This window comes from Streptomyces sp. NPDC057623, assembly GCF_042800355.1.
Classification (GTDB): Bacteria; Actinomycetota; Actinomycetes; order Streptomycetales; family Streptomycetaceae; genus Streptomyces.
Genome location: NZ_JBHVGZ010000010.1, coordinates 151,536 through 166,392, shown reverse-complemented (window position 1 = coordinate 166,392; position 14,857 = coordinate 151,536). Strand labels below are relative to the sequence as shown.

The 14,857-nt window shown below is 71.1% G+C and carries 14 protein-coding genes; 7 read left to right on the top strand and 7 right to left on the bottom strand.

The window, feature by feature from the left end; translation table 11 throughout:
* The first annotated feature begins 5 nt into the window (after window positions 1-5).
* The 3 genes from ACFU95_RS13830 to ACFU95_RS13820 are packed head-to-tail and all read left to right on the top strand — an operon-like array spanning window position 6 to window position 3,500.
* The gene (locus ACFU95_RS13830) at window positions 6-923 is read left to right on the top strand and encodes a carbohydrate ABC transporter permease (RefSeq protein ID WP_383826419.1); all 918 of its coding nucleotides are present in this window, start codon (window positions 6-8) and stop codon (window positions 921-923) included.
* A gap of 10 nt (window positions 924-933) precedes the next feature.
* Complete coding sequence (locus ACFU95_RS13825) at window positions 934-2,283, top strand: ABC transporter substrate-binding protein (RefSeq protein ID WP_383826417.1); 1,350 nt, start codon at window positions 934-936, stop codon at window positions 2,281-2,283.
* A 14-nt stretch (window positions 2,284-2,297) separates the two neighbouring features.
* Complete coding sequence (locus tag ACFU95_RS13820; RefSeq protein ID WP_383826560.1) at window positions 2,298-3,500, top strand: Gfo/Idh/MocA family protein; 1,203 nt, start codon at window positions 2,298-2,300, stop codon at window positions 3,498-3,500.
* A 43-nt stretch (window positions 3,501-3,543) separates the two neighbouring features.
* On the opposite strand, the gene ACFU95_RS13815 is transcribed toward ACFU95_RS13820, so the two are convergent.
* The 7 genes from ACFU95_RS13815 to ACFU95_RS13785 all read right to left on the bottom strand — a co-directional run bounded on the left by ACFU95_RS13815 (window position 3,544) and on the right by ACFU95_RS13785 (window position 9,213).
* Window positions 3,544-4,245: a L,D-transpeptidase family protein gene (locus ACFU95_RS13815; RefSeq protein ID WP_383826414.1), complete on the bottom strand. Its 702-nt coding sequence runs from the start codon at window positions 4,243-4,245 to the stop codon at window positions 3,544-3,546.
* Window positions 4,246-4,362: 117 nt separating this feature from the next.
* Entirely contained in the window at window positions 4,363-5,160 is a 798-nt protein-coding gene (locus ACFU95_RS13810) for an SDR family NAD(P)-dependent oxidoreductase (RefSeq protein WP_383826412.1), read from the bottom strand.
* A gap of 122 nt (window positions 5,161-5,282) precedes the next feature.
* Window positions 5,283-6,197: an SDR family oxidoreductase gene (locus ACFU95_RS13805; RefSeq protein ID WP_383826409.1), complete on the bottom strand. Its 915-nt coding sequence runs from the start codon at window positions 6,195-6,197 to the stop codon at window positions 5,283-5,285.
* A gap of 105 nt (window positions 6,198-6,302) precedes the next feature.
* Window positions 6,303-6,677, bottom strand: a complete 375-nt coding sequence (locus ACFU95_RS13800) for a DUF4180 domain-containing protein (protein ID WP_383826406.1) — start codon at window positions 6,675-6,677, stop codon at window positions 6,303-6,305.
* Between the two features lie 93 nt (window positions 6,678-6,770).
* Window positions 6,771-7,400 carry an MBL fold metallo-hydrolase gene (locus ACFU95_RS13795; protein WP_383826403.1) on the bottom strand — a complete coding sequence of 210 codons (630 nt, stop codon included), beginning with the start codon at window positions 7,398-7,400 and terminating at the stop codon, window positions 6,771-6,773.
* On the bottom strand, window positions 7,400-8,488 hold the full coding sequence (locus tag ACFU95_RS13790) for an S-(hydroxymethyl)mycothiol dehydrogenase (protein ID WP_383826399.1): 1,089 nt from the start codon (window positions 8,486-8,488) through the stop codon (window positions 7,400-7,402). Before ACFU95_RS13790 ends, ACFU95_RS13795 begins: the two co-directional genes overlap by 1 nt.
* 128 nt (window positions 8,489-8,616) lie before the next feature.
* Window positions 8,617-9,213 carry a transketolase gene (locus ACFU95_RS13785; RefSeq protein WP_383826396.1) on the bottom strand — a complete coding sequence of 199 codons (597 nt, stop codon included), beginning with the start codon at window positions 9,211-9,213 and terminating at the stop codon, window positions 8,617-8,619.
* A 258-nt stretch (window positions 9,214-9,471) separates the two neighbouring features.
* On the opposite strand from ACFU95_RS13785, the gene ACFU95_RS13780 reads away from it, so the two are divergent.
* From ACFU95_RS13780 to ACFU95_RS13765, 4 genes are read left to right on the top strand one after another with little or no spacing between them, the layout of a single operon-like run.
* Window positions 9,472-10,242: an isopentenyl transferase family protein gene (locus tag ACFU95_RS13780; protein ID WP_383826393.1), complete on the top strand. Its 771-nt coding sequence runs from the start codon at window positions 9,472-9,474 to the stop codon at window positions 10,240-10,242.
* Complete coding sequence (locus ACFU95_RS13775) at window positions 10,239-11,552, top strand: FAD-binding protein (protein WP_383826390.1); 1,314 nt, start codon at window positions 10,239-10,241, stop codon at window positions 11,550-11,552. Before ACFU95_RS13780 ends, ACFU95_RS13775 begins: the two co-directional genes overlap by 4 nt.
* A complete protein-coding gene (locus ACFU95_RS13770) occupies window positions 11,549-13,072 on the top strand; it encodes a TIGR00730 family Rossman fold protein (protein ID WP_383826388.1) in 1,524 nt (507 codons plus the stop codon). The genes ACFU95_RS13775 and ACFU95_RS13770 overlap by 4 nt, the downstream gene beginning before the upstream one ends.
* Before the next feature lie 28 nt (window positions 13,073-13,100).
* Window positions 13,101-14,855, top strand: coding sequence for an ABC transporter ATP-binding protein (locus tag ACFU95_RS13765; protein WP_383826386.1), 1,755 nt, complete (start codon window positions 13,101-13,103; stop codon window positions 14,853-14,855).
* The last annotated feature ends 2 nt before the right edge of the window (window positions 14,856-14,857 follow it).

The window sequence follows — 14,857 nt, the reverse complement described above, 5'->3', positions numbered from 1 at the left end:
CCGACATGGCTGCCGTGGCAGACACCGCGACCGTACGGCGCGTCAGGCGCAGGCCCTCCTTCGGGCGGGTCACCGCCTGGGCGGTGATGACCGTCATCGTGCTCATCACGCTGCTGCCGTTCTACTGGATCCTGCGCACCGCGCTGTCCACCAACACCGCCCTCGCCGCACACCCCGGCGATCCGCTGCCGGTGGATCTGACGACCGGAGGCTTCGAGCGGGCTCTCGGCCTTCAGTCGGCCGAGGAGGCGATCGCTCAGGGCGGCTCGGGCGGCGGGCTCAAGTTCTGGCGCTATCTGATCAATTCGGTGATCGTCTCGACCCTGATCACCTTCTGCCAGGTGTTCTTCTCCGCGATGGCCGCCTATGCCTTCGCCCGGCTTCGGTGGCGCGGCCGGGAGAAGGTGTTCGGGTTGTTCCTGGCCGGGCTGATGGTGCCGACGATCTTCACGCTGCTGCCCAACTTCGTGCTGATCAAGGAACTCGGCCTGGTGGACAACCTGTTGGGCGTGGCGCTGCCGACGATGTTCATGACGCCGTTCGCGGTGTTCTTCCTGCGGCAGTTCTTCATGAACGTGCCGCGGGAGGTCGAGGAGGCCGCCCTGCTGGACGGGGCCGGGAAGGTCCGGATCTTCTTCCGGGTGCTGCTGCCCATGGCGTCGCAGCCGATCCTCACGCTGGGGCTGCTGACGTACATCACCGCCTGGAACGACTACTTCTGGCCGTTGATGGTGTCCTACAGCGACAGCTCGCGCGTGCTCACCGTGGCGCTGGCCATCTTCCGGGCACAGACCCCGCAGAGCGGCTACGACTGGTCCGGACTCATGGCGGCCACCCTCATCGCCGCGCTCCCGATGCTCGTGCTCTTCGGCTTCTTCGCACGCCGCATCGTCAGTTCCATCAGCTTCACCGGGATCAAGTAAGGGGACAGGGATGCGATTTCGTATGCGTACGGTCCTGGCGTTGACCGGGGCGCTGACGCTGTCCCTGGCCACCGGGTGCGCTCAGGGCGGCACCGCCGGGGCGAGCGGGAACACGGTGACGTACTGGCTGTGGGACGCCAACCAGCTGCCTGCGTACCAGGCCTGTGCGAAGGGATTCGAGAAGCAGAACCCGGGCCTGAAGGTGAAGATCACCCAGATGGGCTGGGCCGACTACTGGACCAAGCTCACCGCGAGCTTCATCGCGGGCACCGAGCCGGACGTCTTCACCGACCACATCCAGAGGTTCGGGCAGTTCGCCGACCTCGACGTGCTCGAACCGCTGGACGACCTGGGAATCGACGACTCCGCCTACCAGCAGGGCCTCGGCGCCAACTGGACGGGCCAGGACGGCCACCGCTACGGCGCGCCCAAGGACTGGGACACCGTCGCCCTCTTCTACAACCAGAAGATGGTCAAGGAGGCCGGGCTCACCGCCGACGGGCTCGACCACCTCTCCTGGAACCCGAAGGACGGCGGCACCTTCGAGAAGACCATCGCGCATCTGACCGTCGACAAGAACGGCAGGCGTGGCGACGAGAAGGGCTTCGACAGGAACAACGTCAAGGTGTACGGGATGGCGACGGGCGGTGCCGGCGACTCCGACGGCCAGACCACCTGGAGCCCGTTCACCGGCTCGGCGGGCTGGAACTACACGGACAAGGCGCGCTGGGGCACCGAGTACCAGTACGACAGCAAGACGTTCCAGTCGGTGGTCGACTGGTACTTCGGCCTGGCGAAGAAGGGCTACCTCGCGCCCTTCACCGACTACACCGACGGCGCCAACCCGGCCAGCGCCCAGATCGCCTCGGGCAGGGCCGCGACCGCCTTCGACGGTGCGTGGATGATCTCCACCTACTACGGCACCAAGGGCCTGAAGGTCGGCACCGCACCCACGCCGACCGGCCCGACGGGCAAGCGGGCCACCATGATGAACGGCCTCGCCGACTCGATCACCAAGAGCGCCCACAACAAGGAGGGCGCGAAGAAATGGGTGCGGTACCTGGCCTCGGACGAGTGCCAGAAGACCGTCGGCGGCTACGGCATCGTCCTCCCCGCGACTCCGGACGGCACGCGGGCGGCGGTGGCGGCGTACGGGAAGAAGGGCATCGACGTGTCCGCCTTCACCGAACCGGTCACCGACAGGAAGAACTCCACCACCTTCTCCTTCCCCGTCACCGACTACGCGGCGGACGTGTACTCCCTGATGCGCCCCGCTATGCAGGACGTCTTCGCCAACGGCGCCCCGGTGAGCGGACTGACCAAGACCAACGACCAGATCAACCTCATCCTCGGCCAGTGAAAGGCACCCACTCCATGACGTTCTCCCTCGGCATCGTCGGCGCCGGCCAGTTCTCCGGCCAGTTCGCCACGCTGTTCCAGGCCCACCCCGGTGTCAGCGACGTGTACGTCACCGATCTGCTGCCCGAGCGGGCCGAGCAGCTCGCCGACGCGCAGGGACTGGCCGGCACCTTCCCCTCGTACGAAGCGATGCTGGAGTCGAAGGCCGTCGACGCGGTGGCCGTCTTCACCCAGCGCTGGACCCACGGCCCACTGGTGCTCCAGGGTCTGAACGCCGGCAAGCACGTCTACTCCGCGGTCCCCATGGCGATCACCGCGGAGGAGATCGCGGCGATCATCGACGCCGTCAAGGCGACCGGTCTGACCTACATGATGGGCGAGACCAGCGAGTACAACCCGGCGACGGTGCACGCCCGCAACCAGATCGCGGAGGGCGCCTTCGGGCGGCTCTTCTACGCCGAGGGCGACTACGTCCACGACATGGACCTGGGGTTCTACGAGGCGTACCAGTACAGCGGCGGCGAGAACTGGAAGGCGACGGCCAGCTATCCCCCGCTGCTGTACCCGACGCACGCGGTGGGCGGTGTGCTGGGGGCCTGGCGGACGCACGCGGTGAGCGTGTCGGCGATCGGGGTCGTGGACGACCGCGGGGACGGCGTGTTCGACAAGTCCGTCAGCCAGTTCGGCAACGACGTCTCCAACGCGACCGCGCTGTTCGAGGTCGCGGGCGGCGGCTCGTTCCGCACCAACGAGTTCCGGCGGGTCGGCTATCCGTCCCACATACGGGAGTCGCGTTTCCGGTTCTTCGGCACCGAGGCGAGCATGGAGCAGCTCGCCACCGTGGCGCTGTGGCAGGACAAGAAGGGCGTCAAGGACATCAGTGAGTTCCTGGAGCCCAAGCCCACCATGGCTCCTGACGACCCGTCACTCCAGCACATCGCGCCGGAGCTGCGGGCGGCCTTCACCTCGGGTTCGGCTCCGGTGCACGACCGGGCCCGGCTGCCGAGGGAGTTCGACAACCTGCACAACGGCCACGAGGGCAGCCACCACTTCCTGGTGGACGACTTCGTGACCGCCGTCAACAACCGCACCCTGCCGTCCGTGAACGCGTGGGTGGCGGCCCGCTACACCCTGCCGGGCATCGTCGCGCACGAGTCCGCGCGGCAGGGCGGGGTCAGGCTGGAGATCCCGGACTTCGGGGACGCGCCCGAGGCGTGACGCTTCCCCGTCATCGGCTCGCGAGCCGGGTGCCTGTCCTGACTCAGGTGCCCGGCTTGCGGCCGTACACGTAGACATCGTCGCCGTTCTTCAGCAGCGACCAGTACTTCTTCGCGGTGGTCTTGGTCATGTTCACGCAGCCGTGCGAGCCCGGCGGGTTCCACATGCTGACGCCGACCGAGTGGAAGGCCTGGCCGCCGTCGAAGAACTGGGAGTAGGGCATCGGCACGTCGTAGATGCTCGACACGTGGTCGATGTCGCGCCAGTAGATCTTCTTCAGGCCGGTGCGGGTCTCGTAGCCGTCGCGGCCGGTGCGGACCGGCACCGGGCCGTAGACCAGCTTCCGTCCGTCCTGGATCCAGCTCAGCTGGAGGGTGAGGTTCACACAGGCGATGCGGCCCTTGTTGACGGGGCACTTGCCGTCCTTGTTGGGGTTGCTGCCGACGGCCTTCTGCTTGTTCATGAGATCCATCACGCCCCAGGTGACGGAACCCGCGTAGCCCGCGTTCGGGGTGATGCCGTGCTTGGTCTGGAAGGCCTGGATGGCCTTGCAGTCGGCGCTGGACTGCTTGCCGTCGACGGGCCGGCCGAGGAACTTCTCCACCTTCTTCTGATACGGCCCGGTCTGGGTCGTGCAGCTCGGGGCCGCCTGCGCCGGTGCGGCGGCGAGCGTCAGCCCGAGCGGTGCGACGAGTCCTGCGGTGATACCGAGTGCGACGGCGCGCCGTCTGCGTATGTCCCCCATGCCCGGGCCTCTCCCTTGCGTGTTCCTGTGGACTTCTGCCTGGTAGACCGGTATGCGGGGGTCTCGGTTGTGGCCCGGGACGGGCTGTGACCAAACAGTGAAGTTACGCCGGTGGTGTCATGCGTCGCCCGAGCGTCGCACCGCTGCCCGGAAGCCGGTGCTGACCGCGGTGAGGCCGCCGTCGACGGTGAGGGTGGTGCCGGTGATCCAGGCGGCGTCGCGGGACGCCAGGAAGGCGACCGCGGCGGCGATGTCCTCGGGTTCTCCCACCCGGCCCAGGGGGTACAGCGGGCGGACCGCTGCGAGGTCCGCGTCCCGCCCCTCCCACGCCGAGGTCCGGACCGTGCCCGGCGTCACCAGGTTCACCCGGACCCCGCGGGCGGCGGCGTGCCCGGCGAGGGTGCGGGTGAGGGAGCCGAGGCCGGCCTTGGCGGCGCTGTAGGCGTGGTTGCCGAAGTCCTGGAGGGCGTTCACGGAGCCGATGTTCACGATGGCGCCGTGGCCGCCGGCGGCCAGGTGCGGGAGGGCGGCACGGCAGCAGCGGTACGTCCCGGTGAGGGTGACGTCGAGGTCACGGGCCCACGCGTCGTCCGGCCCGTCCTCGAAGAGGGGGGTGTCGGGCGTGCAGGAGGCGGCGCTGTTGACCAGGACGTCGAGCGATCCGAACGCCTCGACGGCACCGGCGACGGCGGCCTCGACGGCGGCGGGGTCGGTGACGTCGCAGGCCGAAGCCCGCGCCACGAGTCCCCGTCCCCGCAGCTCCGCCGCCGTCCTCTCGGCCTCGGGGCCGTCCCGGTCGGTCACGAGGACACGCGCTCCCTCCTCGGCGAAGCGGCGTGCGGTGGCCGCGCCGATGCCGCGCGCCGCGCCGGTGATCAGGACTGCGTACCCCGCGAAGCGCGTTGTGTCCGTCATGAACGGCAACCGTAGTGCCGGGACGATCATCCGGGCAGATAGCGTGCGGGTATGTCCGTGTTCATTCACGGTGGTGGAGATGGAGCGGTTCCTGCGCTTCCGGCCGGGGGCCCTGCCTCACCTCAGCGGTAGCCCGTCGTGTCCGCCGGCTTCCCCGCGTCCTGGACCTCGACGAGGTAGCGCCAGGCGTCGGGGCGGCTGCCGTCGAGGTCCGTGAACCCGTAGACCGGTGCGAGCTGCCCGCTGGAGAGGGACTCGCCGTTCCAGCGGGCCACGTCGGGGTCGGCGGCCAGGGCGGCGACGGCACGGCCCACATAGCGCGGGGTCTCGGAGATGGCGAAGTGCGGGACGCGTACGAGGGCGTCGCGCCAGTTGTCCTCGCGCACCTCGAAGGCGTCGAGCATCATCTCCGAGCGCAGCCAGCCCGGGGTCAGCGCGACGGCGGTGGCGCCGCGTGGTCCCAGTTCATGGCCGAGGGAGAAGGCCATGCGCAGGACGGATGCCTTGGCGAGGTCGTAGAAGAAGGAGTTCCGGTAGTTCTCGCGGTTGTAGTCCGCCGTGCCGTCGGTCATCTCGACCACCAGTCCGCCCGGCCGGCGCAGGAGCAGGGGCAGGGCGTGGTGGCTGGTGATCGCGTGGGTCTCGACGGCGAGCCGGAGCAGCCGCAGGCCCTTGTCGAGGTCGTGCTCCCAGACGGGGCTGTCCCAGGCGAAGAGCTTCTCGCCGCCCCAGACGTCGTTGACGAGGACGTCCAGGCGGCCCTGTTCGTCGGCGACGCGGTCGACGAGGGTGCGGACCTGGGCCGGGTCGAGATGGTCGGTGGGTACGGCGATGCCGTGCCCGCCCGCCTCGGTGACCAGGTCGGCGGTGTCCTCGATGGTCTCGGGGCGGTCGTACTCCGAGCGCCGGGCGCGTGTGCTGCGTCCCGTCACGTAGACCGTGGCACCGGCCGCGCCGAGCTCCACGGCGATGCCGCGTCCGGCCCCCCGTGTCGCCCCGGCGACCAGTGCGACCTTGTCCTTGAGCGGCTGTGACATGTCCGGCCTCCCGACCCTTCGCAAGCGCTGTCGCTTCGAGGGTGCCGGGTAAGCCGGACATCTTCTGTCGTCTTTTACGGGCGAGTGCGGCCTGTCACGGGCGGGTCACCCGGCCGGGCGCAGCTTCGCGTCGAGCGCGTCGTAGGTCGGCAGGAACCAGATGTGGCCGCCGTTGTTGGTCTCGTGGACGAAGTCGCGCAGGGCCGTGCTCCCGGCGATGTGGTGGGAGACGTCGCCGACCACGGCGAGGCGCACTCGGTAGTTGACGAACTTCTGCACGACCGCGCCCGCGACGCCCGACCGCAGCCGGAAGAACTCGTCGTCGATCCGCTCGACGGGCACCGCGACCAGCTCGGCCTCCTGCCCGAAGGCGTCACCGAGGAGATCGAGCGCCGCGCTCTCGCCGTCCAGGAGGGGGCCGTCGGGAGCGCAGCGCAGGACGCGCACGTCATGCAGGGTCACGAGCGTGTTGGTGGTCATGGGGCGTGATCGTACGGTCGCCTCTCGCCCCCGACCATGGGTTTTCCCGCCCGCCGACCATGCTTTCCGGCCTGCTGGGCATGGCCTTGGGCCTCAGTGGCCGCGGTCGAGCCACTCCTGGAGGTGGGGTGCCTCCGCGCCGATGGTGGTCGCGTCGCCGTGGCCGGTGAGGACCCTGGTCCCGGGCGGGAGGGCGAGCAGGCGGGTGCGGATCGAGTCGATGATCGTCGGGAAGTGGGAGTAGGAGCGGCCGGTGGCGCCGGGGCCGCCCTGGAAGAGGGTGTCACCGGTGAAGACGACGCCCAGTCCGGGGTCGTGCAGGCACACCGCGCCCGGTGCGTGGCCCGGGGTGTGCAGCACGGTCAGGTCGGCGCCCGCGGCCTCGATGATCTGCCCGTCCACCAGATGGGCGTCGGGGTCGCGGTTCGGGTGGGTCTGCTTCCACAGCGGCAGGTCGTCCGGGTGGAGCCAGATCGTGGCGCCGGTGCGGTCGGCCAGGGCGGGCGCGGCGTCGATGTGGTCGTTGTGGGCGTGGGTGCACACGATCGCGGTGAGACGCCGGTCGCCGACGGCCTCGGCGATGGCGTCGGCGTCATGGGCGGCGTCGATGACGACCACCTCGTGGTCGTCGCCGACGAGCCACACGTTGTTCTCGACGTCCCAGGTGCCGCCGTCGAGCGTGAACTGACCGGAGGTGACGAGGTGTTCGACGCGGGGGGCCATCAGAGCATCACCACCGAGCGCAGGACGTCGCCGTGGTGCATGCGCTCGAACGCCTTCTCCACGTCGTCGAGTTGGATGGTCTCGGTGACGAACGCCGCCAGGTCCAGGCGGCCCTGCACATGCAGGTCGATCAGCATCGGGAAGTCGCGGGAGGGCAGGCAGTCGCCGTACCAGGACGACTTCAGCGCGCCGCCGCGGCCGAAGACGTCCAGCAGCGGCAGTTCCAGCTTCATCTCCGGGGTGGGCACGCCGACGAGGACGACCGTGCCGGCCAGGTCGCGGGCGTAGAACGCCTGCCGGTACGTCTCCGGGCGGCCCACCGCCTCGATCACGACGTCGGCGCCGTGGCCGCCGGTGAGCTCGCGGATCGCCTCGACCGGGTCGGTGTCACGGGAGTTGACGGTGTGCGTGGCGCCCATCGAGCGGGCCTTCTCCAGCTTCCGGTCGTCGATGTCCACGGCGATGATCTTCGCCGCGCCCGCCAGGTTCGACCCGGCGATCGCCGCGTCGCCGACCCCGCCGCAGCCGATGACGGCGACCGAGTCACCGCGGCCCACGTTCCCGGTGTTGATGGCGGCGCCGATGCCGGCCATCACCCCGCAGCCCAGCAGTCCGGCCACCGCCGGTGCGACCGAGGGGTCGACCTTGGTGCACTGTCCCGCCGCGACGAGCGTCTTCTCGGCGAAGGCGCCGATACCGAGCGCCGGGGAGAGCTCCTGGCCGGTTGCGGCGAGGGTCATCCTCTGGGTGGCGTTGTGCGTGTCGAAGCAGTACCAGGGGCGGCCGCGCAGACAGGCGCGACAGTTCCCGCACACCGCACGCCAGTTGAGGATGACGAAGTCACCGGGTGCGACGTCCGTGACGCCGTCACCGACCGCCTCGACCACACCGGCCGCCTCGTGCCCCAGCAGGAAGGGGAAGTCGTCACTGATGCCGCCCTGCTTGTAGTGCAGGTCGGTGTGACAGACCCCGCAGGCCTGGATCCGTACGACGGCCTCGCCCGGCCCCGGATCGGGCACGACGATCGTCTCCACCCGCACCGGCTCGTCCTTGCCCGGTGCGATCACGCCGCGTACTTCCTGCGCCATGGTGCTTCACCTTTCCCTCGGCGGCTCTGCGTCCACCTCCGACCCTAGTTGTGACTGATCGGTAAAGGCACGGAACCAGGCCCTCGAAGCGGCCCCGGCCGCCCCGGCACGGCGCGGGCAGGCGCCGGTCACCTGAGGAAGTCCCGGACGGCCCGGGCGATGACGTCCTCGTCCAGGCCGTCCGCGCCGCCCAGGGGCAGCAGCCGGTGCGGTACGTGGACCAGGGTCTCGGCGACGTGCCGGGCCGACAGGCCGGGCAGCCCGGGCTCGACGAGCACGACGTCCGCGTGTTCGGCGGCCAGTACGGCGGTGCGCAGGCCGACCTCGTCGAAGGGCCGGACGGTGGCCGCGTAGAGCACGGCCAGGTCGAGGCCGGCCGTGGCGCGCAGCACCGGGTCGAGGGTGGCGCCGACCGCGAGGACGACTCCGTCGAGGCCTTCGCGGACGAGTTCGAAGCCCTCGCCCGTCAGGCCGTGCGGTTCGGTGTTGGACTCACCCGAGAGGTGCACGAACGCCCGCTCACCGCGCCCCACCGCGGACCGGATCACGCGGCACACCTCGTCCGGATGGCCGGGGACGTGGACGGTCCAGCGCGGGTCGGTGGCGAAGCGCGCCAGTTCCTCCACCGCGCCGTAGCCGACGAGGACGGTGCCGTGCTCCGTGGGCCCGTCGGCGCGGGCGGCGGGCAGCGACTCGGTGACGGCCCGGAGCATGTCGGGGTGCATGGCAAATCCTCCTCGGGACGGGTTCCCGTGACACGTCATGAATTGGTTGAGAAACAATTCGACGGTCACTCATATGGTCCTGGATTCCCCGGAGTCAGCGCCCCCCAGCGGACCGTGAGTGAATCTTTAACAATCCCACAGGAACGTAGCCGTCTCTTTGCCCGGTCCGGGAATTCCAAAGGGTGTTCCCGCTCGCCGTGCTGCGTAACTTTGGCAGTGCTCTTTCCCGTATCCCACAGCGGAAGGGAACATCCCGCCATGGTCGAGAACGAAACGTCTCCCGCGATCCGCCCGTTCGTCCATCTGATCGCGGGCCCGACCGGCGTCGGGAAGAGCGCGGCGGCCACCGAACTGGCCCGGGCGACCGGCGCCCCGATCGTCGTCGCCGACCGTTTGCAGTGCTTCACCGACCTCGCCACCACGAGCGCCCGCGCCGGGGCGGACGTGCCGGGGGTGCGCCGCCACTGGCTCGGGGACCGGACGTTCGCCGACGGCGATCTGTCCGCGACGGAGGCCGCGGACGCGCTCGTCGAACTCGTCGAACGACTCGCGGTCCACCACGAGTTGGTCATCATCGAGGGTGGCTCGATCTCGCTGCTGCGGGTGCTGTGCACGCGCCGGGAGCAGCTCGGCTGGCGGCTGACGGTCCGCCTTCTCCCGCTTCCCGCCTACGACACGTATGTCGCGGCCCTCACCGGCCGGGCCCACGCGATGCTCACGCCGGGCGCCTGCGGGCCGGGGCTGCTCCAGGAGCTGGCCGCGCTCTGGCGCGATCCGCGGCGGCGACGGCTGGCCGCGTCCGTCAACGGCTTCGAGGCGGTGCTCGAATGCTGCGCGAAATACTCAATCGATGCAGGGGCCATCGACGAACAGGAAATTCCCGCACACGTCCTGCACCGGATCGCCGCCCTCATCGCCCTGCGCCATGCCGAGCACGGCATTCTCCAGCAGCGCGTGTTCACCGAAATCTTCAAGAACGGGACAACGGTCCCCGCATTCGACTCCGGCATGCTGGAGCGTGTGGCATGACGGTCGTATCGGGGGTGAAGGAGGCATCCACGGATTTCGGTCATATCGTCGGCTCCTCCCCGCTCGGCGTGGTCACCGCCCGCTCCGCGGCCGACGTACAGGAACTCGTCGCCTTCGCCGGGCCGCACGGCCTGCCGGTCTCCGCGCGCGGCGCCGGACAGGCCCTCTACGGGCAGGGACAGGCGCACGGCGGCTACGTCGTCGACATGGCCGCCCTCGACGACGTGCGCTGCGCACCGGGCGAGCGGACGCTGACCGCCGGGGCCGGTGCGCTGTGGCGCGACGTCGTCCGGGCCGCGCTCGCCGAGGGACTCACACCCCCGGTACTGCCCGACCACCTCGGCGGCAGCGTCGGCGGGCTGCTGAGCACGGGTGGCTTCGGCGGCTCCAGTCATCGGTACGGTCCGGTGGCGGACCGGGTGCGGGAGCTGGAGGTCGTCACCGGCACCGGTGAACGGCTGGTCTGCGCCCCCGACCGGCACCCCGGCCTCTTCCACGCGGTCCTGGCGGGTCTCGGCCAGTGCGCCCTGATCGTCCGCGCCACCCTCGCCCTGGTGCCCGCTCCGACGCATGTGCGCCGCTACCGCCTCTATCACGACGCCCCGGGCACGTATCTCACCGATCAGCGGCGTCTGGCCCGCGACAGCCGCTTCAGCCACGTCGCGGGCCAGGCGCGGCCCGCGCTCGGCGGGGGCTGGCGCTACATGATCGAGGCGGTCGTACCGCACGAGGGCGGGCCGCCCGCCGACGACGGGCTGCTGATCGGCGATCTGGACCACGACCGGGACACCGAGGAGATCGCGGACCTGTCGTTCGCCGAGTACGCGTACCGCCTGGACCGCGACGAGCGTCTGCTGCGCGCCACGGGCGAGTGGGAGCGCCCCCACCCCTGGCTCACCCTGCTGCTGCCTGAGGAGGTTGCGGGCTCCTTCGTCCCGGCCGTGCTGGCCGACGAGGCCCAGCAGTGCCTGCGCTACTGCGGGACGGTCCAGCTCCGTCCGCTGACCGGCCACGTGCTGCACGCCCCGCTGCTGCGCAGGCCCCCGGGTGAACTCCTGTGCCTGCTCGCCCTGATGCGCACCGCCCCGCCGGCCGCGCCGGACGTCGTACGGCACATGGTCGCCGCCAACCGGGCCCTGTACGAGCGGGCCAGGGCCGTCGGCGGTGTCCTGCACCCGGTCGGCGCGCTGCCGATGTCACCCGGCGACTGGCGCACCCACTTCGGCCCCCTCTGGCCCGAACTGGTCCGCGCCAAGGACGCTTACGACCCGCATCACGTCCTGACCAGGGGGTACGGCCTGTGGACGTGACCGCCGCCGCTGCCGTGACCGTCTTCTGCGGTGCCTCCCCCGGCCACCGGCCCGGCCATCTGCGCACCGCCGCCGACCTCGGCCGCGCCCTGGCCGGAGCGGGCCTGCGGCTGGTCTACGGCGGTGCGCGCACCGGTCTCATGGGGGCCGTCGCGGACGGCGCGCTGGCCTGCGGCGGGGCGGTGACCGGGGTGGTGCCGCGGGCCATGCTGCCGTACGAGATCACCCACACGGGGCTCACCGAGCTGGTCGTGGTCGGTGACATGCACGAGCGCAAGGCGCGGATGGCCGCGCAGGGCGATGCCTTCGTGGCGCTGCCGGGCGGACTGGGCACGGCGGAGGAGCTGCTGGAGGTGCTGTCCTGGGCGCAGCTGCACATCCACCGCAAGCCGTGTCTGCTCCTCGATCCGTCCGGTTTCTATCGCCCGTTGCTGTCCTTTCTGGAACACGCGCGGGACGAGGGGTTTCTGCGTCCGGGGGATCTGGAACGGATCGTGGTGTGTGCCTCGGTCGAGGAGGTGATGGCCCGGCTGGCGCAGGCGCGGGGCGCGGACGGGTCGGCGGCGGCCCCGGTGCGGGTGCCGCCTGGGAGGGTCGCGTTCCTGTTCTCGGCGGCCGGGTCGCAGCAGCCGGGCATGGGGCGCGAGCTCCACGGCTCCTCCCCGGTGTTCGCCGAGGCCCTCGACGAGGTGTGCGGGCTGCTCGATCCGTATGTCGACGTGCCGTTGCGGGACGTGATGTTCGCCGAGGCCGGGACGCCCACCGCCGCCCTCCTCGACCGGATCGCGTTCGGGTATCCGGCGATCTTCGCCCTCCAGATCGCGCAGTACCGGCTGCTGGAGAGCCAAGGGGTCCGCCCGGACGTGCTGTTCGGGTACTCGGCGGGCCACCTGGCGGCCGCGCACACGGCGGGGGTGCTCTCCCTGCCGGACGCCTGCCGGGCCGTCGGCGCGCTGGCCCGGCTCGCGGACGCGCTGCCCAAGACGGGCTGCATGGCGGCCGTGGAGGCGTCCCCCGGGGAACTGAGCCCCGGGCCGGGTGCGGTGATCGCGGCGGTCAACGGCCCACGGTCGGTGGTCGTGTCCGGGGACCGCGCCGCGGTGCGGCGGATCTGCGAGGAATGGGAGGCCCGCGGCCGCCGTACCCATGTGCTCCGCCTGGACGTGGCACCCCACTCCCCTCATTTCGACGCCCTGCTGGACGACTACCGCCGCGCCCTGGAGCCGCTCGACCTGCGTGCCCCGCGGCTGCCGCTGCTGTCCGACACGACCGGCGAACCGGTCGGGGAAGAGGCGGCCACGCCCGGCTTCTGGGTGCGGGCGATGCGCGCACCGATCCGCTTCCCGGACGCCGTCGGCCGGATGCACCGCGACGGAGTGACGGTCTGTGTGGAGCTCGGACCGTCCGACGTCCTGGCCGGCCTGCTGGACGACTGTCTGCCGGACGGCGCCGGACGGCCCCTGGTGCTCGCCGTGGCACGGAACTGGCAGGCCGCGCGGGAGGAGGCCGACGTAGCCTGAAGGCTCCGTACCCCTCCGGAGGAGCCCTGTGAGCATCGCAGCGACCGAACCCGCCCCGCCCGCCTGGCGGCTGCTCCTGGGCTATGTGCGCCCGCACCGGTGGACCCTGCTGGCGGGGGCCGTGCTCTCCCTGGTCACGGGCGCCACCGGGCTGCTGCTGCCGCTGGTGGCACGGGAGTTGATCGACGACCTGTCCCACGACCGGGCCATCACCGGGGCCCTGCTCATCATGTCCGGGCTGGTCGTGGCCAACGCGGCGCTCGGCGCGCTGGGTTCGTACGTGCTGCGGCGCACCGCCGAGTCGGTGGTGCTCGGCGCGCGGCGCGCCCTGTCGTCGTATCTGCTGCGGCTGCGCATCACCGCCGTGGACCGCAGCGAGCCGGGCGATCTGATGGCCCGCATCACCTCGGACACCACGCTGCTGCGCGAGGTCACCACCGACTCGCTCGTGGGCCTCGGCACCGGAGGGCTGACCCTCGTGGCGACGGTGGCCATGATGGGCCTGGTGGACCCGGTGCTGCTGCTGGTCACCCTCGGCGTGATCCTGGCCGCCGGCACGATCCTCGGCGTGATCGTGCCCCGCATCAACCGGGCCAGCCGGCAGGCGCAGGACGCGGTCGGGGTGATGGGGGCCTCGCTGGAGCGGATCCTCGGCGCGCTGCGCACCGTGAAGGCGTCGGGCGCGGAGCACCGGGAGGAGCGGACGCTGCACGAGGCCGCGGAGGAGTCGTGGCGGCAGAGCGTACGGGCGGCCAAGTGGTCGGCCGCGGCGGGCAACACGGCCGGACTCGCCATGCAGATCGCGTTCATCACGGTGCTCGCGGTGGGCGGGGCGCGGGTGGCGACCGGGGCGATCGACGTGGGCACGCTGGTCGCGTTCCTGCTGTACGTCTTCTATCTGATGTCGCCGATCCAGCAGGTCGTCGGCGCGATCACGCAGTACCAGACCGGCTCGGCGGCGCTTGCGAGGATCCAGGAGGCGCTGCGGCTGCCCGCCGAACCGGCGGCCGCGCCCGCGCCGTTGCCCGCGACCGGCGCGGAGCCGGCCGCGCTGGCGTTCGAGGATGTGCGCTTCCGGTACGCCGACGATCTGCCGTACGTCCACCACGGGGTGACGTTCGCCGTGCCCGCGCAGGGCATGACCGCGTTCGTCGGCCCCTCGGGCGCCGGCAAGACCACGGTCTTCTCCCTCATCGAGCGGTTCTACGACCCCGAGGCCGGGACCATCACGCTCGACGGGCGGGATCTGACGGACTGGGAGCTGCCGCGGCTGCGGTCCGCGATCGGCTATGTGGAGCAGGACGCCCCGGTCCTGTCGGGTTCGCTGCGGGACAACCTGCTGCTCGGCAACCCCGACGCGGACGACGCCGCCCTCACCCGCGTGCTGAAGACGACCCGCCTCGACGGCCTGGTGGCGCGGCTGCCCGGCGGTGTGGACACGCTCGTCGGGCATCGCGGGACCAAGCTGTCCGGCGGCGAACGCCAGCGTGTCGCGATCGCCCGCGCACTGCTGCGCCGACCCCGGCTGCTGCTCCTCGACGAGGCCACCTCGCAGTTGGACGCGGTGAACGAGGCGGCGCTGCGCGACACCGTCGCCGACGTCGCCCGTACGACCACGGTTCTGGTCGTCGCGCACCGGCTGTCGACGGTGACGATGGCCGACCGGATCGTGGTGATGGACGCGGGCCGGGTGCGTGCGGTGGGCACGCATCGCGAACTCGTGGCGTCCGACCCGCTCTACGCGGAGCTGGCGGCGACTCAGTTCCTGGCGACGGCGGAGTGATC